The organism is Frankia sp. RB5 (genome assembly GCF_059816245.1).
Window position 1 is genome coordinate 90,899 of record NZ_JCBATA010000021.1, and the last position, 23,708, is coordinate 114,606.

At 72.3% G+C, this 23,708-nt stretch carries 21 protein-coding genes and 1 pseudogene; 4 read left to right on the top strand and 18 right to left on the bottom strand.

The features are described from left to right. Position 1: 1 nt before the first annotated feature. The 13 genes from nuoL to AC6EXY_RS13710 form a co-directional block, all read right to left on the bottom strand. On the bottom strand, positions 2-1,969 hold the full coding sequence (gene nuoL, locus AC6EXY_RS13650; protein ID WP_101834580.1) for an NADH-quinone oxidoreductase subunit L: 1,968 nt from the start codon (positions 1,967-1,969) through the stop codon (positions 2-4). 88 nt (positions 1,970-2,057) lie between these two features. Next, positions 2,058-2,357 carry an NADH-quinone oxidoreductase subunit NuoK gene (gene nuoK / locus AC6EXY_RS13655; RefSeq protein ID WP_101834579.1) on the bottom strand — a complete coding sequence of 100 codons (300 nt, stop codon included), beginning with the start codon at positions 2,355-2,357 and terminating at the stop codon, positions 2,058-2,060. After that, positions 2,354-3,382 carry an NADH-quinone oxidoreductase subunit J gene (locus tag AC6EXY_RS13660; RefSeq protein WP_101834577.1) on the bottom strand — a complete coding sequence of 343 codons (1,029 nt, stop codon included), beginning with the start codon at positions 3,380-3,382 and terminating at the stop codon, positions 2,354-2,356. The genes nuoK and AC6EXY_RS13660 overlap by 4 nt, the downstream gene beginning before the upstream one ends. Then, positions 3,379-4,005 (bottom strand): NADH-quinone oxidoreductase subunit NuoI, encoded by a 627-nt coding sequence (gene nuoI / locus AC6EXY_RS13665; RefSeq protein WP_499818618.1) that lies wholly within the window; start codon positions 4,003-4,005, stop codon positions 3,379-3,381. The genes AC6EXY_RS13660 and nuoI overlap by 4 nt, the downstream gene beginning before the upstream one ends. Positions 4,006-4,008: 3 nt before the next feature. After that, positions 4,009-5,307, bottom strand: coding sequence for an NADH-quinone oxidoreductase subunit NuoH (gene nuoH, locus AC6EXY_RS13670; RefSeq protein ID WP_101834573.1), 1,299 nt, complete (start codon positions 5,305-5,307; stop codon positions 4,009-4,011). Then, positions 5,304-7,802 carry an NADH-quinone oxidoreductase subunit G gene (locus AC6EXY_RS13675; RefSeq protein WP_101834571.1) on the bottom strand — a complete coding sequence of 833 codons (2,499 nt, stop codon included), beginning with the start codon at positions 7,800-7,802 and terminating at the stop codon, positions 5,304-5,306. The genes nuoH and AC6EXY_RS13675 overlap by 4 nt, the downstream gene beginning before the upstream one ends. 5 nt (positions 7,803-7,807) lie before the next feature. Next, complete coding sequence (gene nuoF / locus AC6EXY_RS13680; RefSeq protein WP_101834569.1) at positions 7,808-9,127, bottom strand: NADH-quinone oxidoreductase subunit NuoF; 1,320 nt, start codon at positions 9,125-9,127, stop codon at positions 7,808-7,810. Positions 9,128-9,129: 2 nt separating this feature from the next. After that, positions 9,130-9,843: an NADH-quinone oxidoreductase subunit NuoE gene (nuoE, locus tag AC6EXY_RS13685; protein ID WP_101834567.1), complete on the bottom strand. Its 714-nt coding sequence runs from the start codon at positions 9,841-9,843 to the stop codon at positions 9,130-9,132. Then, positions 9,843-11,189, bottom strand: a complete 1,347-nt coding sequence (locus AC6EXY_RS13690; protein ID WP_101834565.1) for an NADH-quinone oxidoreductase subunit D — start codon at positions 11,187-11,189, stop codon at positions 9,843-9,845. The genes nuoE and AC6EXY_RS13690 overlap by 1 nt, the downstream gene beginning before the upstream one ends. Then, positions 11,189-11,908 carry an NADH-quinone oxidoreductase subunit C gene (locus AC6EXY_RS13695; protein WP_101834563.1) on the bottom strand — a complete coding sequence of 240 codons (720 nt, stop codon included), beginning with the start codon at positions 11,906-11,908 and terminating at the stop codon, positions 11,189-11,191. The genes AC6EXY_RS13690 and AC6EXY_RS13695 overlap by 1 nt, the downstream gene beginning before the upstream one ends. Continuing rightward, a complete protein-coding gene (locus AC6EXY_RS13700) occupies positions 11,905-12,789 on the bottom strand; it encodes a NuoB/complex I 20 kDa subunit family protein (RefSeq protein WP_101834561.1) in 885 nt (294 codons plus the stop codon). Before AC6EXY_RS13700 ends, AC6EXY_RS13695 begins: the two co-directional genes overlap by 4 nt. Next, a complete protein-coding gene (locus AC6EXY_RS13705; RefSeq protein WP_101834559.1) occupies positions 12,780-13,142 on the bottom strand; it encodes an NADH-quinone oxidoreductase subunit A in 363 nt (120 codons plus the stop codon). Before AC6EXY_RS13705 ends, AC6EXY_RS13700 begins: the two co-directional genes overlap by 10 nt. 194 nt (positions 13,143-13,336) lie before the next feature. Next, a complete protein-coding gene (locus AC6EXY_RS13710) occupies positions 13,337-14,641 on the bottom strand; it encodes a geranylgeranyl reductase family protein (RefSeq protein ID WP_207770533.1) in 1,305 nt (434 codons plus the stop codon). Between the two features lie 514 nt (positions 14,642-15,155). Between AC6EXY_RS13710 and AC6EXY_RS13715 the strand changes: the two genes are divergently transcribed. Continuing rightward, positions 15,156-15,872: a dienelactone hydrolase family protein gene (locus AC6EXY_RS13715; RefSeq protein WP_101834558.1), complete on the top strand. Its 717-nt coding sequence runs from the start codon at positions 15,156-15,158 to the stop codon at positions 15,870-15,872. Between the two features lie 31 nt (positions 15,873-15,903). Here AC6EXY_RS13715 and AC6EXY_RS13720 read toward each other — a convergent pair whose 3' ends face one another. The 5 genes from AC6EXY_RS13720 to AC6EXY_RS13740 all read right to left on the bottom strand — a co-directional run bounded on the left by AC6EXY_RS13720 (position 15,904) and on the right by AC6EXY_RS13740 (position 21,035). Next, positions 15,904-16,632 (bottom strand): demethylmenaquinone methyltransferase, encoded by a 729-nt coding sequence (locus AC6EXY_RS13720; protein ID WP_499818617.1) that lies wholly within the window; start codon positions 16,630-16,632, stop codon positions 15,904-15,906. Further along, positions 16,629-17,666 (bottom strand): adenosine deaminase, encoded by a 1,038-nt coding sequence (gene add / locus AC6EXY_RS13725; protein WP_101832398.1) that lies wholly within the window; start codon positions 17,664-17,666, stop codon positions 16,629-16,631. The genes AC6EXY_RS13720 and add overlap by 4 nt, the downstream gene beginning before the upstream one ends. Continuing rightward, positions 17,667-18,860 (bottom strand): cyclic dehypoxanthinyl futalosine synthase, encoded by a 1,194-nt coding sequence (gene mqnC / locus AC6EXY_RS13730; RefSeq protein ID WP_101832399.1) that lies wholly within the window; start codon positions 18,858-18,860, stop codon positions 17,667-17,669. An 88-nt stretch (positions 18,861-18,948) separates the two neighbouring features. Further along, the gene (locus AC6EXY_RS13735) at positions 18,949-19,251 is read right to left on the bottom strand and encodes a hypothetical protein (RefSeq protein WP_101832400.1); all 303 of its coding nucleotides are present in this window, start codon (positions 19,249-19,251) and stop codon (positions 18,949-18,951) included. Between the two features lie 56 nt (positions 19,252-19,307). Beyond that, positions 19,308-21,035 (bottom strand): serine/threonine-protein kinase, encoded by a 1,728-nt coding sequence (locus AC6EXY_RS13740; protein WP_499818616.1) that lies wholly within the window; start codon positions 21,033-21,035, stop codon positions 19,308-19,310. Positions 21,036-21,484: 449 nt separating this feature from the next. On the opposite strand from AC6EXY_RS13740, the gene AC6EXY_RS13745 reads away from it, so the two are divergent. The 3 genes and pseudogenes from AC6EXY_RS13745 to AC6EXY_RS13755 form a co-directional block, all read left to right on the top strand. Continuing rightward, positions 21,485-22,525, top strand: coding sequence for an NAD(P)/FAD-dependent oxidoreductase (locus AC6EXY_RS13745; RefSeq protein ID WP_499818615.1), 1,041 nt, complete (start codon positions 21,485-21,487; stop codon positions 22,523-22,525). Between the two features lie 31 nt (positions 22,526-22,556). After that, positions 22,557-23,054, top strand: a complete 498-nt coding sequence (locus tag AC6EXY_RS13750; protein WP_499818614.1) for a sirohydrochlorin chelatase — start codon at positions 22,557-22,559, stop codon at positions 23,052-23,054. Between the two features lie 425 nt (positions 23,055-23,479). Continuing rightward, positions 23,480-23,708 (top strand): annotated as a pseudogene (locus AC6EXY_RS13755) (hypothetical protein); the annotation flags it as partial.

A 23,708-nucleotide genomic window follows, 5' to 3' on the forward strand; every position in this document is an offset into this window, starting at 1 on the left:
GTCAGCCCGCCCTCACCAGCAGCAGTGCGCCGACCACGAGGACGGCACCTCCCAACATCGACAGAGCGTAGGACCGGACGAAGCCGGTCTGTAGGCGGCGCATCCGCCCGGACAGGCCGCCGATGCCGGCGGCGCCGCCCCGCACGAGCCCGTCGACGCCGACGAGGTCGAGCCAGACCAGGAACCGGGTGAGGTACTGGCCGGGCCGCATGGCGACGGTCTCGTTGAACGTGTTCGCGAACAGGTCGTGGCGCGCGGCCACGGTGACGAGGGTGACCTCGGAGTCCGCCGGGGCCACCGACTCGACCGGGCGCAACTGGTAGCGCAGGTAGGCGGCGGCGAAACCGCCGATGGTCACCACCAGCGTGAGCAGGGTGAGGACGAGCGGCGAGAACGTGTGCACGCCCTCGACGCCCTCGCCCGCGACCGGCTCCAGCCAGTCCTGCAGCGAGTGACCGAGGACGAACAGCCCGCCGGCGAACGTCGAGCCGATCGCCAGCACGATCATCGGCCCGGTCATCGACGCCGACGACTCGTGCGGATGGCGGACGGGCTGGCCTTGCGAACCCTCCGGATCCTCCGACGACCAGCGGGCCTTGCCGTGGAAGGTCATCAGGAACAGCCGGGTCATGTAGAAGGCGGTGATGCCCGCGCCCAGCAGCGCGATCGCGCCGAGCAGGTAGCCGGACGTGCCGCCCTTGTCGAAGGCGGTCTCGATGATCCGGTCCTTGGTGAAGAACCCGGACAGCCCGGGGAACCCGATGATGGCCAGGTAGCCGAGGCCGAAGGTCACCCAGGTGATCGGCATGTACCGCCACAGGCCGCCGTAGCGGCGCATGTCCTGGTCGTCGTCCATGGCGTGGATGACGGAGCCGGCGCCGAGGAACAGGCCGGCCTTGAAGAAGCCGTGGGCGAGCAGGTGCATGATGCCGAGCGCGTAGCCCGCGGGGCCGAGACCGACGGCGAGGAACATGTAGCCGATCTGGCTGACGGTCGAGTAGGCCAGCACCTTCTTGATGTCGTCGTAGGCGCAGCCGATCACGCAGCCGAGCAGGATCGTGATCGCCCCGATGATGACGACGACGGTGCGGGCCGCCTGGGTCTCGTTGAAGATCGGCGCCGCCCGGACGATCAGATAGACGCCGGCGGTGACCATCGTCGCCGCGTGGATGAGCGCGGAGATCGGGGTCGGGCCCTCCATCGCGTCCGGCAGCCACGCCTGCAGCGGGAACTGGCCGGACTTGCCGCACGCGCCGAGCAGCAGCAACAGCGCGATCGCGGTGACGGTGCCGTAGCCGATGACGCCGCCGGCCGCGGCGCCGAACACGTCCGCGAAGCCGGTGGAACCGACCGTGGCGAACATGAACATGATCGCGAGCGCCAGGCCGACGTCACCGACCCGGTTCATGTAGAACGCCTTGTTCGCCGCGGTGGCGGCGGCCGGGCGGTCCTCCCAGAACTTGATGAGCAGGTACGACGACAGGCCGACGAGTTCCCAGCCGGCGTAGAGCGACAGGAAGTTGTTGCCCAGTACCAGCAGCAGCATCGAGGCCAGGAACAGGTTCATGTGGGCGAAGAACTTCCGCCTGGCCGGGTCGTGCGCCATGTAGCCGATCGAGTAGATGTGGATCAGCGTGCCGACGCCGGTGATGAGCAGCACGAACACGATCGACAGCTGGTCGACCAGTAGGCCCGCGTCGACCTGGAAGCCGTTGACCGGGATCCAGGAGAACAGGTGCTGGGACAGCGCCCGGTCGTCGCCGTCGCGGCCCAGCAGGGCGGCGAACAGCACCACGCCGAGCACGAAGCTCGAGGCCGCGGCGATCGTGCCGACGATGTGGCCGACCCGGTCGGTGCGCCGACCGCCGAGCAGCAGCACCGCGGCACCGGCCAGCGGCAGCACGATGAGCAGCCAGGACAGGGAGAACACGCCGGAGGCGGCGGCGTAGTGCAACGGATGGTCCGTCATCGCGACCCCGCCGTGCGGCGCCGCCCGCGATGCAGCGTCCCTTCACCAAGACATAGCGTCACTGCAGTCTCGTCCGTTCCTCGAAAGGTCAGTACTTCAGCAGGTTCACGTCGTCCACGGAGGCGGACCGGCGGGTGCGGAAGATGCTGAGGATGATGGCCAGGCCGATCACGACCTCGGCAGCGGCGACGACCATCACGAAGAACGCCATGATCTGGCCGTCCAGGGTGCCCTGGATGCGGGAGAAGGTGACCAGGGTCAGGTTCACGGCGTTGAGCATCAGCTCGATGGACATGAACACGACGATCGCGTTGCGCCGCACCAGCACCCCGACGGTGCCGATGGTGAACAGCAGTGCCGCGAGGATCAGGTAGTTCGCGGGATTCACCGCTCCTCCCCCTTCCCGGCACCCGCGAGCGCCGAGCCGTCATCCGCGCCAGCCCGGTCACCGCCGTGCGCGTCGTCTCCACCGATGTCGCCGCCGGAGCGCGGCGCGGGCGAGACCGGCGTCCCGCCGTCTCCCCCACCGCTGCCGCCGTCCGGGCGGTCCTGGCCGGCGGGTCCCTGCGGCCCGTCGGGTCCGGAGCTGGCCGCCGTGTCCTCCGGTCCGGCCGCGGGACGCGGATCGTCGGGTTCGGAACCGCCACCGGCCGCCGGGCCGTCGCCGGTGGGGCCGTCGGGGCCGGTCGCCGGCACTCCGCCGATGCCCGAGGCATGGCCGCCGCCGGGCAGCAGGCCGAGCGTGTCGGCCGAGTCGTGCCGGGCGAAGACGCCGGGGCCGGGCAACGGGGTGACCTGACCGCCCTCGGTGAAGCGGCGGCGCATCCACTCGCGCTGGCTGATCCGGCCGCCCTCGCGCTCGCGGTGGCCGAGCACCATCGTGCCGATCGCGGCGACGACGAGCAGCGCCGAGATCGCCTCGAAGACGAACACGTAGTCGCTGAACAGCAGCCGGCCGATCGCCTGCACGTTGCCGCCGGCGTTGGCCTTGTCGAGGCCGACGGCGCGCCCGCCGTCGATGGCCGAGCCGATCGGGAAGACGAGCAGCCCGGCGAAGCCGAGCCCGAAGATGATCGCCCCGAGCCGCTGCCCGCGGATGGTCTCCACCAGCGAGTCGGACGAGTCGACACCGACGAGCATGAGCACGAACAGGAACAACACCATGATCGCGCCGGCGTACACGATGATCTGCACGAAGCCGAGGAACGGCGCCTGCTGGAGCAGGTAGAACACCGCGACGCAGAACAGGTTCGCCACCAGCAGCAGCGCCGAGTGCACGGCGCTGCGGACGAGGATCATGCCGAGCGCCGCGAGCACGGCCACCGGCGCGAGGATCCAGAACGTCACCGCCTCGCCGGTGGACGTGCTGGTGATCGGGCCCGCCGCGCTCAGCAGAACCGTACCGGTGGTCATCGCGGCAGCTCCGAACCGGCGCCGTGGGCGGGCACCTCGTCGGCCCGGGAGTGCTCGCCGTCCTCGCCGTCCTCGCCGTCCTCGCCGTCCTCGCCCGCACTGGCCATCTGCCAGGGCAGCGGGGCGTCGGGGTCCCGGGTGTAGTAGTCGGTCTCGCTCCCGCCGAGCCGCATCGGGTGCGGCGGCGCCTCCATGCCCTCGGACAGCGGCGCGAGCAGCTGCTCCTTGGTGAAGATGAGGTCACGGCGGCTGTCGTCGGCGAGCTCGTAGTCGTTCGACATCGTCAGCGCCCGGGTCGGGCACGCCTCGATGCACAGCCCGCACAGAATGCAGCGCAGGTAGTTGATCTGGTAGACGCTGCCGTACCGCTCGCCGGGCGAGTAGCGCTCGGCCTCGGTGTTGTCGGCGCCCTCGACGTAGATGGCGTCGGCGGGGCAAGCCCAGGCGCACAGCTCGCAGCCGACGCACTTCTCCAGCCCGTCGGGATGCCGGTTGAGCTGGTGCCGGCCGTGGAAGCGCGGCGCCGTCTCCTTCTTCTGCTCGGGATACTGCTCGGTCGTCGGCTTCTTGAACATCGTCGAGAAGGTGACGCCGAAGCCCTTGTAGGGGTCGAAAAGGCCCATGTCTCAGCCCTCCTGGCGCGGACCGGAGCCCGCCGGGATGACGGTGGCCGACCCGTTCGGCTGCGGGGGTGGCCACGGGATGCGTTCGAGGCTCGGCGCCTCGGCGAGCTTGCGGGCTTCGGCCTCCTCGGACTCCCGCTGGTGCTTCGCGCCCCCAGGATCGATGAGCGCGACGATCAGCAGCACGCCGATGACCACGCCGATGCCGATCAGCCACGGCGTGCGGTCGTCGACGTCCTTCTGGTAGACGCGGAAGGTCGCGATGACCAGCACCCACAGCAGCCCGACCGGGATCAGGACCTTCCAGCCGAAGGCCATGAACTGGTCGTAGCGCAGCCGGGGCAGCGTCCCGCGCAGCCAGATGAAGAAGAAGATGAACAGCAGCAGTTTGAGCACGAACCAGATCAACGGCACCCAGCCATGATCCAGACCGGACAGGCCGGGGATCGGCGGGGGCTGCCAGCCGCCGAGGAACAGGGTGGTCGCGATCGCCGAGACGGTGACCATGTTGATGTACTCGGCGAGGAAGAAGAACGCGAACTTGATCGAGCTGTACTCGGTGTGGAAACCGCCGACCAGCTCGCCCTCGGCCTCGGGCAGGTCGAAGGGGGTCCGGTTCGTCTCCCCCACCATCGAGATCACGTACAGCACGAACGACGGCAGCAGCGCGATGTACCAGCGCCCCGACTGGCTCTCGACGATCCCCGACGTCGACAGCGTCCCCGCGTACATGAACACCGCGACGAACGACAGGCCCATCGCCACCTCGTAGGAGATGATCTGGGCCGCCGAGCGCAGCGAGCCGAGCAGCGGGTAGGTCGAACCGCTCGACCAGCCGGACAAAATCAGTCCGTACACCCCGAGCGAGGCCGCGGCCAGCAAGTACAGCACGCTGACGGGCAGGTCGGCGAGCTGCAGCATGGTGTGGTGCCCGGCGATCGACACCTCGGGCCCGAACGGGATCACCGCGAAGGCGAGGAACGCCGGCACCGCGGAGACGATCGGCGCCAGGATGAAGATCGGCTTGTCGGCGAGGACCGGGATCAGGTCTTCCTTGAGCATCAGCTTGACGCCGTCAGCCATGCTCTGCAGCCAGCCCCTGGGCCCGTGCCGGTTCGGCCCGACGCGCTGCTGCATCCGGGCGACGACCTTGCGCTCGAACACGATCGAGAACAGCGTCATCAGCAGCAGGAACGCGAACACCGCGACGCCCTTGACCAGGGTCAGCCAGAACGGGTCGCTGCCGAAGCCGGTGAGGTCCGGGTCCGCTGGCGCCGCGAGGAGCGTCGATGCCGCGCTCATGCCCGGCTCCCGAGGGTCTCGTCCCCGGCCGTCTCCTCACGGCCGGGTGGTCGTGCCGCCGAGAGCCGCACGACGACGCCGGAACGCTCGGCGAGCAAGCGCCGCACGTGCGAGCCGGGCGAGTGGGTGGGCACCCAGACGACCCGGTCCGGCATGACGGCGATCTCGCACGGCAGCGTGATCGACCCGCGCCCGCTGGTCACGGTGAGCGACTCCCCGGCACGCGCGCCGACCTCGGCCGCCGTCGCCGCGGAGATCCGGGCCACCGGCACCCTGGCCGTGCCGGCCAGGTACGGCTCGTCGGCCTGCAGCGCGCCGTCGTCGATGAGCTGGTGCCAGCTGGTGAGCACCGCCTCGCCGGCCGCGGGGACGGCCGCCGGGGCGGCATGCGCCGCGGGCGCCGGCGCCCGGGTGACCCCCTCGCCGGCCCGCCCGACGTCGCGCAGCTCGCGGGCGGCGGCACCGGTGTCGGGCAGGCGCAGGTCAACGCCCATCTCGGCGGCGAGCAGGTGCAGCACCCGCACGTCGGGCAGCGCCGGGGTGTCCAGCGCCCGCTGGAACGGCCGCAGCCGCCCCTCCCAGTCGACGAACGAGCCGGCCTTCTCCGCCACCGGCGCGACCGGCAGCACCACGTCGGCGACCTCGGCGATCGACGAGCGGCGCACCTCGAGCGACACGCAGAACGGCACCCGGGCGAGCGCCGCGAGCGCCGCGGCCGGATCGGGCAGGTCCTCGGCGTCCACCCCGGCGACGACGACGGCGTCGAGACGGCCGGCGGCGGCAGCGGCGAGGATGCCCGCGGTGTCGCGGCCGGGCGCGCCGAGCAGCGGCCCGCCGCCCCAGACCGCCTCGACCTCGGCGCGGCCCGCGGCGTCGGCCACCGGCCGCCCGCCGGGCAGCAGCGAGGGCAGCAGCCCGGCGGACACGGCGCCGCGATCACCGGCGCGTCGCGGAACCCAGGCGAGCGCGGCGCCGCTGGCCTCGGCGAGGCGCAGCACCGCGGACAGCGCACCGGGCACCTCGGCCGCCCGTTCCCCGACCAGGATCACCGCACCGGGCTCGCGCACGGCCGCGGCGGCCGCGGCGGCGCCCGCCCCGTCGGCGGTGAGCGCGTCGAGGATGGCGGGCTCCGCGCCGGGCTCGGCGCTCACCAGCGTCCCGTGCAGCTTCGCGAGGCCACGGCTGGCCAGCGGCGCCAGCGCGTGCACGGCGGTGCCGTGCTTGTCGACGGCCTTGCGCAGCCGCAGGAAGACGATCGGCGACTCCTCCTCCGGCTCGAACGCGACGAGCAGCACCGCCGGTGCCGCCTCGAGGTCGGCGTAGGTGACGCCGATGCCGGTCCCGGCGACCGCGTGGCCGAGGAACTCCTCCTCCTCGGCGGAGTGCGGCCGGGCGCGGAAGTCGACGTCGTTGGTGCGCAGGGCGACCCGGGCGAACTTGGCGTAGGCGTAGGCGTCCTCACGGGTGAGCCGCCCGCCGGTGAGCACGCCGACGCCGTGGCGGTCCCGGCACTCGGCCAGGCCCCGGGCGGCGTACTCCAGCGCCTCGGACCAGGTCGCCTCGACGAGCTGGCCGGTGTTGTCGTCGCGGATGAGCGGGGTGGTGAGGCGGTCAGCGGCGCGGGCGTAGGTGAACGCGAAGCGGCCCTTGTCGCAGTTCCACTCCTCGTTGACCGCCGGGTCGTCGCCGGCGAGGCGCCGGGTCACCTTGCCGCGGCGGTGGTCGGTGCGCAGCGAGCAGCCGGACGCGCAGTGCTCGCAGGCGGTCGGGGTGGACACCAGGTCGAACGGGCGGGCCCGGAACCGGTAGGCGGCGCTGGTCAGCGCGCCGACCGGGCAGATCTGAACGGTGTTGCCGGAGAAGTAGGAGCTGAACGGCTGCCCGTCGCTGACCGCGACCTGCTCGGCGGCGCCGCGCTCGAACAGCTCGATGAACGGGTCGCCGGCGATCTGCGCGGAGAACCGGGTGCAGCGGGCGCACAGCACGCAGCGTTCCCGGTCGAGCAGGATCTCCGACGAGATCGCGAGCGGCTTCGGGTAGGCGCGCTTCGTCTCGCGGAACCGCGAGGTCGCGCCGCCGTTGGCCATCGACTGGTTCTGCAGCGGGCACTCGCCGCCCTTGTCACAGATCGGGCAGTCGAGCGGATGGTTGAGGAGCAGGAACTCCAGGTTCCCCGCCTGCGCCTTGCGGGAGACCGGCGAGGTGAGCTGGGTCTTCACGACCATGTCGGCGGCGACCGCCGTCGTGCAGGCGGCGACCGGCTTGCGCTGGCCCTCGACCTCGACGATGCACTGCCGGCAGGCCCCGACGGGGTCGAGCAGCGGATGGTCGCAGAACCGCGGGATCTCGATGCCGAGCAGCTCGGCCGCCCGGATGATCAGCGTGCCCCTGGGGACGCTGACCGACAGCCCGTCGACGGTGAGCGTGACGAGGTCCGGGGCGGGCGGCGCGGCCGGCTGGGAGGTGGGCGCGGCAGTGCGCGCTGGTGCGGTCATGATGGTCAGTGCGCTCCCGCGTAGGCACCGGGGGTGGCGGCCGGGTCCGGGTCGCCGTCCGGGGTGGTGTCCGGTCTCGTGGTCACCGCGCTCACCGGGATGAACTCGTCCCGGAAGTACTTGATCCCCGACACGATCGGGGAGGTGGCCCCGTCGGCCAGCGCGCAGAACGCCCGGCCGAAGATGTTGTCGCAGGCGTCGACGAGGGTGTCCACGTCCGCCTCGTCACCGCCGCCGCGCTCGATGCGAGACAGGATCTGCACCATCCAGCTGGTGCCCTCGCGGCACGGCGTGCACTTGCCGCAGGACTCGTGCGCGTAGAACTGGGTGAGGCGACGCACGACCCGAAGCATGTCGGTCGTCTCGTCCATGATCATGAGGGCGGCCGTGCCGAGCAGCGAGCCGGCCTCCTGCATGCCCTCGAAGTCGAGCGGCGCGTCAAGGTGGTCGGCCGTCAGCATCGGTGTCGAGGACCCGCCCGGCGTCCACGCCTTCAGCGCCCGCCCCCCACGCACCCCGCCGGCGAGCTCCAGCAGCTCGCGCAACGTGGTGCCCATCGGTGCCTCGTACTGCCCGGGGCGGGTCACGTGCCCGGACAGGCTGTAGATCTTCGGGCCCGGGGAGCGTTCCCGGCCCATCGAGCGGAACCAGTCGACGCCGTAGTTGACGATGTACGGCACGCTGGCGATCGTCTCGACGTTGTTCACGACCGTCGGCGACGCGTACAGCCCGTGGGTGGCGGGGAACGGCGGGCGCAGTCGCGGCTGGCCGCGGCGGCCCTCCAGCGAGTCGAGCAGTGCCGTCTCCTCGCCGCAGATGTACGCGCCGGCGCCGGAGTGGACGACGAGGTCGAGGTCGAAGCCGCTGCCGAGGATGTCGCGGCCCAGGTAGCCCGCGTCGTAGGCCTCGGCGACGGCGGCGTGCAGCCGTCGCGCCGCGTGCACCAGCTCGCCGCGCAGGTAGACGAACGCCCGGTTCGCCCGCACCGCGTAGGAGGCGATGATGATCCCCTCGACCAGCGAGTGCGGGTCCGCCTTCATCAGCGGGGCGTCCTTGCAGGTGCCGGGCTCGCCCTCGTCGGCGTTGATGACGAGGTAGTGCGGCCTGCCGTCGCCCTGCGGGATGAAGCCCCACTTCATCCCGGTGGGGAAGCCTGCGCCGCCGCGGCCGCGCAGGCCGGAGTCCTTGATCAGTTTGATCAGGTCGTCCGGCTCGCCGGCGAGCGCGGTGCGCAGCGCCAGGTAGCCGTCGAGGCGGCGGTAGGTGTCGATCGTCCACGACTCCGGGACGTTCCAGCGCCGGGTGAGGACCGGGGTGATGGGCATCGTCAGCTCCCCTTCCGCTCAGCGGAGGCGGCCTGTTCGGCGGCGGCCGGGACAAGCGGAGCCGGCCGGTCGTCCGCCGTCCAGCCGTCCGCCTCGGCGAGCAGCAGCCCGGCCACCGACGGCTCCCCGACACCCGGCCCCGCGACGCCCTCCGGGCGCGGATCCGGCAGCCCGGCGAGCTGGCGGGAGATCTCGGCGAACGAGCACAGCGGCCCGCCGCGGCTCGGCGCGGGGCGCTCGCCGGCCTGCAGCCCCTCGACGATCCGTTCGGCGCCGTCCGGGTCGACCTGGTCGTAGAACTCGTAGTTCACCGTCATCACCGGCGCGTAGTCGCAGGCCGCGAGGCACTCGGCGTGTTCGAGGGTGATCCGGCCGTCGGGCGTCGTCTCGTCGTGGCCGATGCCGAGGAGCTCGGCGACCCGGGCGTAGACGTCGTCCCCGCCGAGCAGCGCGCAGGACAGGTTCGTGCAGACCGACACGAGGTAGTCGCCGACCGGGCGGCGCTTGTACATGGTGTAGAAGGTCGCGACCGCGCCGACCTCGGCCGCCGTGAGGCCGAGCGTCTCGGCGCAGAACGTGACGCCCTCGGTGGTCACGCAGCCCTGCTCGGCCTGGACGAGGTGCAGCAGCGGCAGCAGCGCCGAGCGGGACCGGCCGGCCGGGTAACGGGCGATGATCTCCGCCGCGGCGGCATGTGTCTGCGGTGAGAAGGCCATCAGCGGTCCACTCCCCCGAGCACCGGGTCGACCGAGGCGACCCCGACGATCACGTCCGCCACCTGGCCGCCCTCGGTCAGCGCCGGGACGGCCTGCAGGTTGACGAAGCTTGGGTCGCGCACGTGGACGCGGAACGGTCTCGTGCCGCCGTCGCTGACCACGTGATAGCCGAGCTCGCCGCGGGGCGACTCGATCTGGGTGTAGACCTGGCCGGCCGGCACCCGGAAGCCCTCGGTGACGAGCTTGAAGTGGTGGATGAGGGCCTCCATCGAGGTACCCATGATGTTGCGGATGTGGGCGAGCGAGTTCCCCATTCCGTCAGCGCCGATGGACAGCTGCGCGGGCCACGCGATCTTCTTGTCGGCGACCATCACCGGCCCCGGCCGCAGCCGCGCCAGGCACTGCTCGACGATCCGCAGCGACTCGCCCATCTCCTCCAGGCGCACCAGGTAGCGGGCGAACGAGTCGCCCTCCAGCGCGGTCGGCACGTCGAACTCGTAGGTCTCGTAGCCGCAGTACGGCATGGTCTTGCGCAGGTCCCAGGGCAGCCCGGCGGCGCGCAACACCGGGCCGGTGGTGCCCAGCGCGATGCAGCCGGCCGCGTCGAGGATGTTGACGTCGACCATCCGGGCCTTCCAGATCGGCTGGCCGGTCAGCAGCCTGTGGTACTCCTGGATGCGCTTCGGCATGTCGGCGAGGAACTCGCGGATCGCGCTCTCGACGCCGTCGGGCAGGTCCTGGGCGAGGCCCCCGGGGCGGATGAACGCGTGGTTCATCCGCAGGCCGGTGATCGCCTCCAGCAGGTCGAGGACCTTCTCCCGCTCCCGGAAGCCGAAGATCATCGCGGTGGTGGCGCCGAGCTCCATCCCGCCGGTGGCGAGCCACACCAGGTGCGAGGCGATGCGCTGCAGCTCCATCACCATGACCCGGATGACGGTGGCCCGCTCGGGGATCTGATCGGTGATGCCAAGCAGCTTCTCGACCGACAGGCAGTACGCCGCCTCGTTGTACAGGGGCGCCAGGTAGTCGGCGCGGGTGAGGAAGGTGACCGCCTGCGTCCAGGTGCGGTACTCGCAGCTCTTCTCGATGCCGGTGTGCAGGTAGCCGATGACGATGCGGGTCTCGGTGACCGTCTCGCCCTCGATCTCCAGGACGAGGCGCAGCACCCCGTGGGTCGACGGGTGCTGCGGGCCCATGTTGACGACGATGCGCTCGGCGTCCTGCTCGCCGGCGCCGAGGACGTCCTCCCAGTCCCCGCCGGTGACGGTGTAGACGCGCCCGCTCGCCGACTCGGCGTAGCCGGCCTCGTACGGCTGGTGGGTCTGCTGGGTGCTGTTGGGTGTCATCACGAATAACTCCGGCGCTCGTCCGGTGGGGGTACGGTGGCGCCCTTGTAGTCGACAGGGATGCCGCCGAGCGGGTAGTCCTTGCGCTGCGGGTGCCCGGTCCAGTCGTCCGGCATCATGATCCGGGTCAGTCCGGGGTGGCCCGTGTAGACGATGCCGAACAGGTCGTAGGCCTCCCGCTCGTGCCAGTCAGCGGTGGGCCACACGCCGGTCAGGCTCGGCACGGTCGGGTCGTCGTCGCCGACCGAGACCTCGACACGCAGCCGGCGCCGATGGGTCATCGAGGTCAGGTGCACCACCGAGTGCAGCCGGCGGCCGGTGAGGTCGTCCGGATAGTCGACGCCGGACAGCGAGCTCAGCAGCTCGAACCGCAGTCCCGGGTCGTCGCGCAGGGTCCGCGCCAGCGCCGGCAGGGCCTCGCGCCGCACGTACAGCGTCAGCTCCCCCCGGTCGACGACGGCCCGCTCGACCGCGTCGCCGAGCTGCGGGAAGACCCGTTCGAGCGCGTCGTAGACCGCGTCCGCGTCCGCGTCGCCGAAGGGCCGCTCGCTGGAGGCGAGCACCGGAACCGGCGCGACCAGCCGACCGAAGCCGGACGTGTCACCGCTGCCGGCGGCACCGAAGGCGTCGTGCTGGCGCCCAGCGGTCCCACCGGCCGCGACCAGCTCGCCCCCGCCGTTCTCGTCGACGGCGCCTGGGCCGTGGGTGTTCCCGCTCATCGGTCGGCCTCCCGGTCACCGAGGGCCTCGGTGGTCGGGCCGGTGCCGTGAGCACGGGACTCGTCCGTCGGCTTGGCGTCCGCGGGCATGGTGCCCGCCGACGCGATCTCGGCCGGCTCCGGCTCGGCCTCGGCGAGGGCGAGCCGGCCACCGGCTCCGTCCGGAACCCGCTTGGTCCGGCCGAACACCGACGGCGGCGGGATGGCGGCGGGCCGGCGGGTGTCGAGGTCGGGCTCCACCGCGCCGCGGCCGGTCGTCGCCGGCGCGCCGGCGGGCAGCCGGAACCGCTTGCGGTCGTTGACCGACAGCGTGCGGGTGTCGAGCTCGCCGGCGGGCAGGCCGGCGCGGGCGGTGGCCACGTCGATCGGCTTCGGGTAGGGCGAGTCGCCGGGCTCGGTGTACGCCGTCTTCCCGGTGATCGTGCCGGCGAGGATCTTCTCGTGCAGCTTGACGATCGCGTCCATGAGCATCTCCGGCCGCGGCGGGCAGCCGGGCAGGTACATGTCGACCGGGACGATGTGGTCGACACCCTGCACGATCGCGTAGTTGTTGAACATCCCGCCGCTGCTGGCGCACACGCCCATCGACAGCACCCACTTGGGCTCGGGCATCTGGTCGTAGATCTGCCGCAGCACCGGCGCCATCTTCTGGCTCACCCGACCGGCGACGATCATCAGGTCGGCCTGGCGGGGGCTCGCGCGGAAGACCTCCATACCAAACCGGGACAGGTCGTAGCGACCCGCACCGGTGGACATCATCTCGATCGCGCAGCACGCCAGTCCGAACGTCGCCGGCCACAGCGAGGACCGGCGCGACCAGTTGGCGAGCTTCTCGACACTGGCGAGCAGCACGCCGCCGGGCAGCTTCTCCTCTAGTCCCATTCCAGACCTCCACGACGCCACTCGTAGGCGTACGCGACGAAGATGGTCGCCATGAACAGCGCCATCGCACCGAGACCGAACACCGCGAGGCTGTCGAACGCGATCGCCCACGGGAACAGGAAGATGATCTCGATGTCGAAGACGATGAAGAGCATCGCGGTGTTGTAGTACTTCACCGGGAAACGCTGCGGACCGGCCGGCGCCGGAGAGGGTTCGATACCGCACTCGTAGGCGTCGATCTTCGCCCGATTGAAGCGCCGCGGGCCGACGAGCGCACCGACCGCGACGGAACCGACCGCGAACAGCGTCGCGATCACCATTAGAACGAGGATCGGCACGTAGTTCGAGAGCATGCCGAACTCCTCTCCTTCGAAAGAGTCTTACCCGGACGGTATGAGGAATGGCTTTCCGGCGAATGCCGTCGGCCACTGTTCACGACGGCGGGCCCGGCCCCGCGCCACGGGGAGGGCGGCAGCGGAAGGGCGGGAAATCAGGAATGGTCGACCCGGGCCGCGCGGCGCGCCGCCGGATCGACTCGGATAACACGTCAGGCCGCTGGTGCGAGCCGGGTCATCGCATTGATCAGTCGGTCCATCGCATCCCCTCCCCGGGGGTCCGTGAGATTAGCCATGATCTTCAGCACGAAGCGCATGAGCGTCGGCCGCGACAGGCCGTGCCGCGTCCCGAGCGCCATGACGGTCGGATTTCCGATGAGCTGGACGAAATAGCGGCCGAGAGTGTAGTAGCCGCCGTACCGCGCGCGCATCAGCTCCGGGTAGTGGCCCAGCGCCCGTTCCCGGGCCGGTCCCTCGGCCCGGGCGAGCGCCTGCACGGCGACCTCCGCCGCGTGCCGCCCCGACTCCAGGGCGTACGCGATGCCCTCGCCGTTGAACGGGTTGACCATGCCGCCCGCATCGCCGACGAGGAGCACGCCGTCGCGGTAGTGCGGCGTGCGGTTGAAGCCCATCGGCAGCGCGCTGCCGCGCACCGCGCCAGTCGCGTTCTCCTCGGTGAAGCCCCACTCCGGCGGCAGTGCGGCGAGCCAGCGGCGCAGCAGGTCCTGGTAGTTGGTGTTCTGGAAGGCGTCGGTGGTGTTCAGCAGGCCGAGGCCGACGTTGCTGGTGCCGTCGCCGACCCCGAAGATCCAGCCGTAGCCGGGCAGCAGCCGGCTCTCGCCCGGCCGGCCCTCCCAGAGCTCCAGGTGGGACTCGAGGTGGTCGTCGTCGGTGCGGGTGCTGCGGTAGTAGCGGCGCACCGCCACGCCGAGCGGGCGGTCATCGCGGCGGCGGATGCCCAGCGACAGGGCGATCCGCGCGCTGTTGCCGTCCGCGGCGACGACCAGCGGCGCCCGGAAGGTGACCGGCTCCCGGTCGGGGCCGGTGCGCGCCCGCACGCCGACGACCCGGCCGGTGTGCTCGTCGAGCAGCGGGCCGGTGACGGCCGTGCCCTCGTGCAGCCGGGCGCCGGCCTTCACCGCGTGCCGGGCGAGCAGGTCGTCGAAGTCCAGCCGGGGGCGGACGAGACCATAGTCCGGCCAGCTGGCCAGCTCCGGCCAGGGCAGTTCGAGCCGCACCCCGCCACCGACGATGCGCAGCCCCCGGTTTCGCGCCCAGCCGGCGGCGGGCGAGGTGTCCACCCCCATCTCGACCAGGCTGCGCACGGCGCGGGGCGTCAGCCCGTCGCCGCAGACCTTCTCCCGGGGGAAGGTCGTCTTCTCCAGGAGCAGGACATCCAGCCCCGTGCCGGCGAGGTGGTAGGCGGCCGACGAGCCGCCGGGACCGGCGCCGACCACGATGACGTCGGCGTCGATCGCCGACCCACCGCCACCGCCGCCATTCCCTGTCGTCCCCATCGCCACCCAGCGCTCCGGATCCACTCGACATCCACTCGGGACTACCCGCCACTCGGGACCGTCCGTTCGGGCCGCTCGTGAAATTCTTCACGAGCGCCCCCGGCGAGTGTAGGCCCTATGCAGGCCGATCGCACCAACCGAGACGCGGCGAAGAGCGGACGAGTCGACTTCGTGCACCCTATGGCCACCGTGAGCGACCAATTGCGGCCCCCCGTGCTCCCGACGCTCCAGAGGAGCCCCGACGCCCGACCAACACCAGCGTATAATCTCGCGCCCGACAGACCGGTACGGCACCCCGGCGCCTCCTGCTCCAGAACCAACCTGCTGCTCCAGAACCAATCTGGCCGTCACCGTACGCGCCTGGACGTCCACAACGCGCACCCGGATCCCGCCAATGGTGGCCTTTTCTCGTCACCAGGTGACATCACCGCCCGTGCTGGGTAGGCCTCGCGCAGGAACAGAAAATCGGCGCACGCCCGCGCGCGTCGGGGCCCGGCAGCGAATCGAGAGAACGATGATCGAAGAGACGGTCGTCCTGCCCACCGCCGACGGGCCCGCCCCCGCGACCCTGGTCGAGCCGTCCGGCCCCGCCCGCGGCGGCGTCGTGGTGCTGCACGAGGCGCTTGGCCTCACCGAGCACATGCGCAGCCTGTGCACCCGCTTCGCCCAGGCCGGCTGGCGCGCCATCGCACCCGGCCTCTACCACCGGGTCGGCTCGCCGGTCTTCACCCCCGACGACATCGAACCGGCCGGCAAGGCCGCCGAGACCGTGACCGGCACGGAGATGCTCGACGACATCGACGCCGCGCTCGCGGTGCTCGCCGACGACGGCACCGCACTGGATCGCTGCGCCGTCGTCGGCTTCTGCCTGGGCGGAGCCGCCGCCTTCCACGCCGCGGTCGACCGTCCCTTCGGCGCGGCGGTGACCTTCTACGGCGCCGGGATCCGCACCCGCCGATTCGGCGAGCCGCCGCAGCTCGAGCTCGCCGACCAGCTCCAGACGCCCTGGCTCGGCATCTACGGCGAACGCGACCCGAGCATCCCCGGCGCGGACATCGACGCGCTACACGCCGCCGCCGCCCGCGCGAGCGTCCCCGTCGAGGTCGTCCGCTACCCGGGCGCCGGCCATGCCTTCCACGACGACACCCGGCCGGACACCTACTGTCCGACGGCCGCCCGCGACGCGTGGTCGCGCACCCTGACCTGGTTCGACTCGCACGTCCCGGCCTGACGCCCGGCCCGGCGCCCGATCTAGTCGCGATCTAGTCGGGGACGTGGCCGTGGTGCAGGGCGACGACGCCGCCGGTGAGGTTGCGCCAGCCGACCCTGGTCCACCCGGCGTCGCGCAGCAGGCCCGCGAGATCCGCCTGCGCCGGCCAGGCCCGGATCGACTCCGCCAGGTAGACGTACGAGTCCGGGCTGCTGCTCACCGCCCGGGCCACCCGCGGCAGCGCCCGCATCAGGTACTCGAGGTAGACGGTCCGCCACGGCCCCCACACCGGCCGGGAGAACTCGCACACCACCAGCGCACCGCCCGGCCGGGTGACCCGGCGCAGCTCGGTCAGGCAGCGGTGGGTGTCGGCGACGTTGCGCAGCCCGAAGGAGATCGTCGTCCGGTCGAAGGACGCGTCGGGAAACGGCAGGTGCAGCCCGTCCCCCGCGGCCAGCGCGACCCGCCCGGCCCCCGGCGCACCGGCCCCGGCCCGCTCGGCGAGGCGGCGCCGGCCCACCCGCAGCATGCCGAGGGAGAAGTCGCAGGCCACGACGTCGACGCCAGCCTGCGCGAACACCCACGACGAAGTCGCCGTGCCGGCGGCGAGATCGAGCACCCGCTGCCCGGGACGCAGGTCGAGGGCGGCCGCCGTGGCACGCCGCCAGCCCCGGTCGAGACCACCGCTGAGCACGGCGTTGGTCAGGTCGTAGCGGCCGGCGACGCCGTCGAACATGGCGGCCACCTCCCGCGGCCGCTTGTCCAGCCCCGCCCGGCTCATCGCACGCTCCCCGCCCGGACTGCCTGTTCGGCCGCGTCCCAGTCCGTGGCCTCGCCGAGGACACGCAGCCGCTCGCGGGTCGTCTCGTCGCACAGCGCACCGGCGACGCCGGCCGCGTACAGGTCCCGGGAGCGGGCGCCGAGCCTCGCGGCCACGGCGTGCTCCGCGCCCAGATCGGTGTCGAACATGGCCGGGTCGTCGGTGGCCAGCGAGCACGCCACGCCAGCGGCGCGCAACGCGGCCAGCGGATGCTCGGCCAGGCTCGGCACCGACCGGGTGCGCAGGTTCGACACCGGGCAGACGTCCAGCACGATCCGCTCGTCGGCGAGCCGGCGGACCAGCGCCGGATCCTCGACCGCGCGGATCCCGTGCCGGATCCGCCGGGCCCCGAGGGCGTCGAGCGCGCCGCGCACCGACTCGGGCCCCGCCGTCTCGCCCGCGTGCGGGACGGCGGCGAGACCCGCGTCCGCGGCCAGCGCGAAGGCGGGCGCGAACGGCTCCGGCGGATGGCCGGCCTCCGGCCCGCCGAGCCCGATGCCAACGAGTCCCCGCTCGGCGAAGCGCGCGGTCCAGCCCGCCACCTCCACCGCGGACTCGACCGGCAGCACCCGCTCGATGTCCGGCGTCAGCCGAACCTCGACGCCGTGGCGCTCCCGCGCCTCGATCGCCCCGTCGGCGTAGCCGTGGAAGATCTCCTCCACTCGCACACCGCGCTGCACCCGGAACCACGGGGAGAAGATCCCCTCCAGGTACACGGCGCCGTGCGCGGCCGCCTCGGCGGCGTACTCGACGACGACCTGGCGGAAGTCCGCCTCGGTCCGCATCACGTGCGTGGTCATGATCCAGACCTGGATGAAATGGTCGAAGTCGCGGAAGCGGTACAGCTCGGCGAGCCCCTCCACCGTCGACGACGGCAGCGACTCGCCGTTGCGCCGCGCCATCGCCAGCAGGGTGGCCGGGCGGACGGTGCCCTCCAGGTGGACGTGCAGCTCGATCTTCGGCCCTGTCGGGTGCGACGCGGCAGGCTCGCTCATTCAGCTCGCGACCAGCGGCAGGGCCGTGGAGGAGAAGTGGGAGGCGACGCGGTCGTCGACCGGGTCGAGCGCCGGGTCGCGGTGGACGACCAGATGGCGGTACAGCGTGTCGCGCTGGGCCGGGATCCGCCCGGCCGTGCGGATCAGGGAGATCAGCTCGGACCGGTTGGTGCGATGGCGGGCACCGGCGGAGGAGACGACGTTCTCCTCCAGCATCACCGAACCGAGATCGTCCGCGCCCATGTGCAGGGTGAGCTGGCCGACCTCCTTGCCGGTCGTCAGCCAGGAACCCTGCAGGTGGGCGATGTTGTCGAAGAAGAGCCGGGCGACGGCGACAAGACGCAGGTACTCCAGGGTGGTCGCCTGGGTGCGCCCGCCGAGGTGGTTGTTCTCCGGCTGGTAGGTCCACGGAATGAACGAGCGGAAGCCACCGGTGCGGTCCTGCACGTCGCGGATCATCCGCAGGTGCTCGATGCGCTCGGCGTTCGTCTCGCCGGTGCCCATCATGAAGGTCGCGGTGGACTCCAGGCCCAGCGTATGCGCGGTCTCCATCACCGACAGCCACACGTGGCCCGGCTCCTTCAGCGGGGCGATGGCATGCCGCGGGCGCTCGGTGAGGATCTCGGCGCCGGCGCCGGCGAAACTGTCCAGCCCCGCCTCGCGCAGGCGGGTGATGACCTCGGCGATCTCGATCCCCGAGGTACGGGAGATGTGCACGACCTCGCTCGCGCCGAGGGAGTGCAACGCGAGCTGCGGATACGCCGCCTTGATCGCGGTGAACACACCCTCGTACCACTCGATACCGAAGTCCGGGTGATGACCGCCCTGCAGCATGATCTGGGTGGCGCCGAGGTCGACCGCCTCGCCGCACTTGACGACGATGTCCTCGACCTCGCGGACCCAGCCCTCCGCGTGCTTCGGGGCCCGGTAGAACGCGCAGAACCGGCAGGCGGTCACGCAGACGTTCGTGTAGTTGATGTTACGGTCGATGATGTAGGTGGCGATGCCGTCGGGATAACGGCTGCGCCGCACCGTGTCCGCCGCGGCGCCGAGCGCGTGCAGCGGCGCGCGGGTGTAGAGGAGCAGGGCCTCCTGCGCCGAGATGCGCCCGCCCGCGGCGGCCCGGTCGAGGACCGACCGGATCTCGTCGCCCCGACCCACCGGAATTTCGCCGTCGGCATCCACATCGCTCACCCCGCGATCGTACGACCTGCACCCCACCCCTGGGCCGGGTCAGGACGCCGCTCACGTCGCCGGCTCACGTCGCAGCCGACCGCCCCGATCAGCGGTCGGGACGCGCCGTGGGGTCGGCCGCGCCGGCGCCCGGGTCGACGTCCGCGTCATACCCGCTCACCGACCCGCCTGCCCCGAAGCCGCCAGGACGCTCGGCCTGGTCCCGCCCGGCGGGCGGGGCACCGCCCGGGTGCTGGCCGTGACCGCGGGCCCGGCTGGTGATCTTCTCCTGCATCTGCTTGATCTTCTGCCGGTTCTCCGGCTTGTTGGCCGCGGCCTTGGCCTTGTCGACCATCTCCCGCGTCTTCGGGCTGTGCAGGAACTCATTGATCCTGGTGCTGAAGCTCGCCATGGGTTCGGTGTACCTACCCGGAGCGGGGTTTACGCCTCCGCATCACGCGGGGCGCACTAGTTGCCGTTGTCGGAGCCGCCGGAGAAGGTCTTCTTCACCTCGTCCCACGCATGGTCCAGACGGTCGTCAAAGCCCTGCCTGACGGAGGTCGCGACCTTGTCCCAGAGCCGGGTCCGCTGCTGGTCGACCATCGAGGCGATCTGGTCGGCGGCCGAGAGCAGCAACAGGACGAGCAGGACGAACAGGATCGTCTTCTTGAACGGGATCCGCAGCCGCATCCGCCGCCGACGGCGCGGGCGCGGCGCCGGCTCGTCGTACGGGTCGGCCTCCCGCTCGCGGCGGGCCGGCCGCTCGGCGACGAGACGCGGCGCCGGCGGCTCCCGCCGAGCGGGCTGGTAGGGCTGGGCCGGCTGGTAGGGCTGGGCCGGCCGGTGGCGATCAGCCGGATACGGGGACGGTGCCTGGCGGCGGTCCGCCGCGGGTGGGCGGGCGCCAGCGCCTGGGCGCGGCGGGGGCGGCGGTTCGTCGCCGTACTGGACGAAGCCGCCCCGCCGTCGACGCCGTCCCGGTACGCCGGCGTCACCGGCTCCGCCGCCGAAACCACCGCCCGGCCCGGGACGCACCCCGCGCCCGCCCGCGCCCAGGCCGGCAAGGTCGGGCGCCGGTACGGGGGGTCCGGCAGGCGGCGGCAGGTCGTCCGGCTCGTCCCACCAGTTGCGCTGCTGCCCGGAGCCGGCCACCCGGGTCGGGTCCGGCCCGGCAGCCGCGTATCCACCGCGGTGCCCCGCACCCCGTGCCATCGCCCCGGCAGCGCCGGCCAGCCCAGCAGCCCCGGCCAGTTCGGCGGCCTCGGCCGCCGCGCTGCGGCCCCGCGGCCAGGTGCCGTGCAGCAGTTCCGTCGCCGCGACCCGGGTGTCACCACCGGACGGCGCCTGCTCGCCGAGCAGGCTCATCAGCAGCCGCTCGGTCGTCGGACGGGCGCGTGGGTCACGGGCGAGCGCGGCGCTCACCATGCCTTCGAGATCCGCGGGTATGCCGCGCAGGTCGGGCCGACCGTTGAGGATCTTCTCCGACATCTCCGTGTAGGTGCCCTCCCCGTAGGGATGGCCGCCGAGGGCGGCGTAGGCGATGAGCAGTCCCCAGGCGAACACGTCGACGGCGGGGCCGAGCGGGGCGCCCTCCATCTGCTCGGGCGCCATCCAGCCGACCGAGCCGAGGACGAGGCCGGTCTGGGTTCGACCCTGCGCCGCGTCGAGCGCGCGGGCGATCCCGAAGTCGATCACTCTGGGGCCGGAGAAGGACAGAATGACGTTGCTGGGCTTGAGGTCGCGGTGCACGATCCCGGCCCGGTGGATGGCGGTCAGCGCGCTCGCGACCCCGATCGCCACGCCCTGCAGCGTCGACAGCGGCAGCGGGCCGGACTCGGCGACGACGTCGTCGAGCCGCACGCCGTCGATGTACTCGGTGACGAGGTACGGGCGGCGGGCCTCGGGGTCGGCGTCGAGAACCTGGGCGGTACAGAACGGGGCGACGCGGCGGGCGGCGGCGACCTCGTCCCGGAACCGGTCGCGGAACTCGGGATCCGCGGCCAGATCCGAACGGATCACCTTGATCGCGACAGGTGCGCCGCGGCCGTCGCGGGCAAGGTACACGGTGCCCATGCCGCCGGATCCGAGCCGGCTCACGACCCGGTAGTCGCCGATGACCGTCGGATCCTCGGGGTGCAGCGCCTCTCCCCGGGGTCCGCCACCGATCCGCCTCCGGCCCGTCGATCGATCCGCCACTGGTCTCCTACCTGTGTCCGTCCAGTCCCCACAGCCGCACGCAGCCGCTCGGGGCACCGCCGGACGGCCTCGACCGCACCTCCCCCACGCGAGGGGACGAACCCATCATCACGCCACGGGCCGGCCGGACCAACCAGCCGGGACCACCGGGACGCCCGGCCCACCACGCTAACCCCCACCGCACCCGACGCACGGTCCCCTGTCCGCCTTCTGACCACAACCGGCTGACCACAGCGGCGTTGCGCGGCGTCCCCATCCCGTGGCGGTGCGTGGCCGGACCGCCGCCGCGACCACATGGCCCGGGTGACGATGCCCGCGTGACCCACATGCCCGCGTGACATCTCCGGCAGGATGGACGTCCGGCAGGATGGACGTCCGGCAGGACGGCCGTCGCGCCCCGAACAGGAGCGCCGCCCTGTCGGTCGACATCAAGCCTGGAGGGAGCCGCCGTGACCGCACGACCCGCCACGGACGACGCGGCCGGAAGCGAGGCGGCCGGAAGCGACATGGGCGTCCAGGTGGACATGCTGGTCGTGGGAGCGGGGCCGGCCGGGCTGTTCGGGGCCTACTACGCGGGGTTCCGGGGGATGTCGGTCGCGGTGATGGACACGTTGCCCGAGGTCGGCGGGCAGATCACCGCGATGTACCCGGAAAAGGTGATCTACGACGTTGCCGGCTTCCCTGCGGTACGCGGGCGGGAGCTCGTCGACGCGCTCGCGGCTCAGGCCGCACCCTACGACCCGATCTACCTGCTCGGCCGCCAGGCCACCGAGCTCGCGCACGAGCCGGACGCGGTGGTGGTGACCGACGAGGCGGGTCGGCGGGTCCGGGCCCGCGCCGTGGTGATCACCGGGGGCCTCGGGGCGTTCGCACCGAAGCCGCTGCCGGTCGGCGGCGGGCATCTCGGTCGGGGCCTGTACTACTTCGCGCCACGGCCCGACGAGCACACCGGGCGGGACGTCACCGTCGCCGGCGGCGGGGATGCCGCGGTGGACTGGGCGCTGGCGCTCGTGCCGGTCGCGCGGTCGGTGACGCTGGTCCACAAGCGGGAGCGGCTGCGCGCCCAGCCGGCGGCGGTCGCCCGGGTCGAGGCATCCGGTGTGGAGATCCGCACGCTGACCGACCTCGTCGCCGTGCACGGCGAGGACTGGGTGGAGAAGGTCGAGCTGGAGGATTTGCGCGACGGGTCCCGCGAGATCCGCCCAGCGCAGGCGATCGTGGCCGCGCTCGGCTTCGGCACCGACCTCGGGCCGCTGACCCGCTGGGGACTCACCGTCGAGCGGCGGCGCATCCTGGTCGACTCGGCGATGTCCACCGGCGTCGCGCGGGTCTTCGCCGCTGGCGACCTCGTCGACTACCCCGGCAAGGTCCGGCTCATCGCCACTGCCTTCGGCGAGGTGGCGACCGCGGTCAACAACGCCGCCCCGGTCCTCGACCCGACCGCCAAGGTCTTTCCCGGCCACAGTTCCGACGACGGCCCGCCGACCTGACCAGGCGCGCCGATCGGCGCACACTGGTGGCATGCGCGGACTTCTGGTGATCGGGCACGGCTCCCGGCGCGGCGAGGCGAACGCCACCGTCCGCGAGCTCGCTCGCCGGCTGGCGACCGGCTCCGCGCACCCAACCGCCCCCTGCGCCGACGTCTCACCGGGACCCGACGGCTCACCAGACCCCGCGCCGAGTTCCACTGGTTCTCAGAGCGCGAACGATCCCCGGCCGTGGGGCGCGGTCGAGAGCGCGTTCCTCGAGGTCACGCGTCCGAACATCGCCGAGGGCTACGCGAACCTCGCCGCCGCCGGCTGCACCGAGATCATCGTCTACCCGTTCTTCCTGTTCGACGGGAACCACACACATCGCGACATCCCCGCGGCGCTGGACGAGGCCCGCGAGCGCCACCCGACCACCCGCTGGATCCTGTCCGAGCCACTCGGACTGCACGCCTGCGTCATCGAGGCGGTCCGCGCCCGCCTCCACGACACCCTGCGCGGCCTCGTCCACGCCGCCGGCACCTCCACCTGACCAGCCCTCTCCTGGCCGGCTCCCTCCTGGCCGCTCCTCCCCTGACCGGAGACCGCAGCCTTGCGCGCCCACGGAACCTCGGCCGCGCCCAACGGCCCCACCGGTGGGATCCAACCTTCACGGGGTCATCACGGGGGAATTGCGGCGAGTCAGGCCAGATCCGCCGTGGGACTGACCGTTACAGAGGTGGCCGCGCCTGACGCGTGCCTTGCCCTCACACGTCACCGCATCTGATCACCGTCAAACCCGCCGCACCGATGGGCCGGCCAGCTTCCTGTTCCCGCGGTAACACCGTTTTTCGCCCTTGCGGTGATCGTCCAGACCCGACCGGAGCCTTTGCGTCAAGGCAAAAAACTGTCGGAGGCGGGTGCGACGATCAGACCCGTCCGATGATCGTCCGCGCACCCCTGAACCAGGTGACCACCATGACGCCCGACCCCACACCCCCACCCACCACCACGCCCGGCACCGAGCCGGACACGGCCGCACCGCCCGCCACCGCAACGCCCACCGAGGAGGACGCCGAAGACCTCGCGGAACTCGCCGATCTCGCCCTCAACGCCGACAACGTGCCCACCGAGGTACTCGGAGACGCGATCCGCCGCTGGTCCGGACGCCTCACCGCCGGCACCTGCCTATGGCTGTGCCTCATCG

Bases quoted from the DNA above. Each gene is read 5' to 3' on its own strand.
- AC6EXY_RS13660 (WP_101834577.1), bottom strand. From the start codon at position 3,382: ATGACCACCGGTACGGTTCTGCTGAGCGCGGCGGGCCCGATCACCAGC.
- AC6EXY_RS13750 (WP_499818614.1), top strand. From the start codon at position 22,557: ATGCGCGGACTTCTGGTGATCGGGCACGGCTCCCGGCGCGGCGAGGCG.
- AC6EXY_RS13705 (WP_101834559.1), bottom strand. From the start codon at position 13,142: ATGCTCTCGAACTACGTGCCGATCCTCGTTCTAATGGTGATCGCGACG.
- AC6EXY_RS13675 (WP_101834571.1), bottom strand. From the start codon at position 7,802: ATGACCGCACCAGCGCGCACTGCCGCGCCCACCTCCCAGCCGGCCGCG.
- AC6EXY_RS13715 (WP_101834558.1), top strand. From the start codon at position 15,156: ATGATCGAAGAGACGGTCGTCCTGCCCACCGCCGACGGGCCCGCCCCC.
- nuoE (WP_101834567.1), bottom strand. From the start codon at position 9,843: ATGGCCTTCTCACCGCAGACACATGCCGCCGCGGCGGAGATCATCGCC.
- AC6EXY_RS13720 (WP_499818617.1), bottom strand. From the start codon at position 16,632: ATGAGCCGGGCGGGGCTGGACAAGCGGCCGCGGGAGGTGGCCGCCATG.
- AC6EXY_RS13690 (WP_101834565.1), bottom strand. From the start codon at position 11,189: ATGACACCCAACAGCACCCAGCAGACCCACCAGCCGTACGAGGCCGGC.
- nuoH (WP_101834573.1), bottom strand. From the start codon at position 5,307: ATGAGCGCGGCATCGACGCTCCTCGCGGCGCCAGCGGACCCGGACCTC.
- nuoL (WP_101834580.1), bottom strand. From the start codon at position 1,969: ATGACGGACCATCCGTTGCACTACGCCGCCGCCTCCGGCGTGTTCTCC.
- add (WP_101832398.1), bottom strand. From the start codon at position 17,666: ATGAGCGAGCCTGCCGCGTCGCACCCGACAGGGCCGAAGATCGAGCTG.
- nuoF (WP_101834569.1), bottom strand. From the start codon at position 9,127: ATGCCCATCACCCCGGTCCTCACCCGGCGCTGGAACGTCCCGGAGTCG.
- AC6EXY_RS13695 (WP_101834563.1), bottom strand. From the start codon at position 11,908: ATGAGCGGGAACACCCACGGCCCAGGCGCCGTCGACGAGAACGGCGGG.
- AC6EXY_RS13710 (WP_207770533.1), bottom strand. From the start codon at position 14,641: ATGGGGACGACAGGGAATGGCGGCGGTGGCGGTGGGTCGGCGATCGAC.
- AC6EXY_RS13700 (WP_101834561.1), bottom strand. From the start codon at position 12,789: ATGGGACTAGAGGAGAAGCTGCCCGGCGGCGTGCTGCTCGCCAGTGTC.
- AC6EXY_RS13735 (WP_101832400.1), bottom strand. From the start codon at position 19,251: ATGGCGAGCTTCAGCACCAGGATCAATGAGTTCCTGCACAGCCCGAAG.
- nuoI (WP_499818618.1), bottom strand. From the start codon at position 4,005: ATGGGCCTTTTCGACCCCTACAAGGGCTTCGGCGTCACCTTCTCGACG.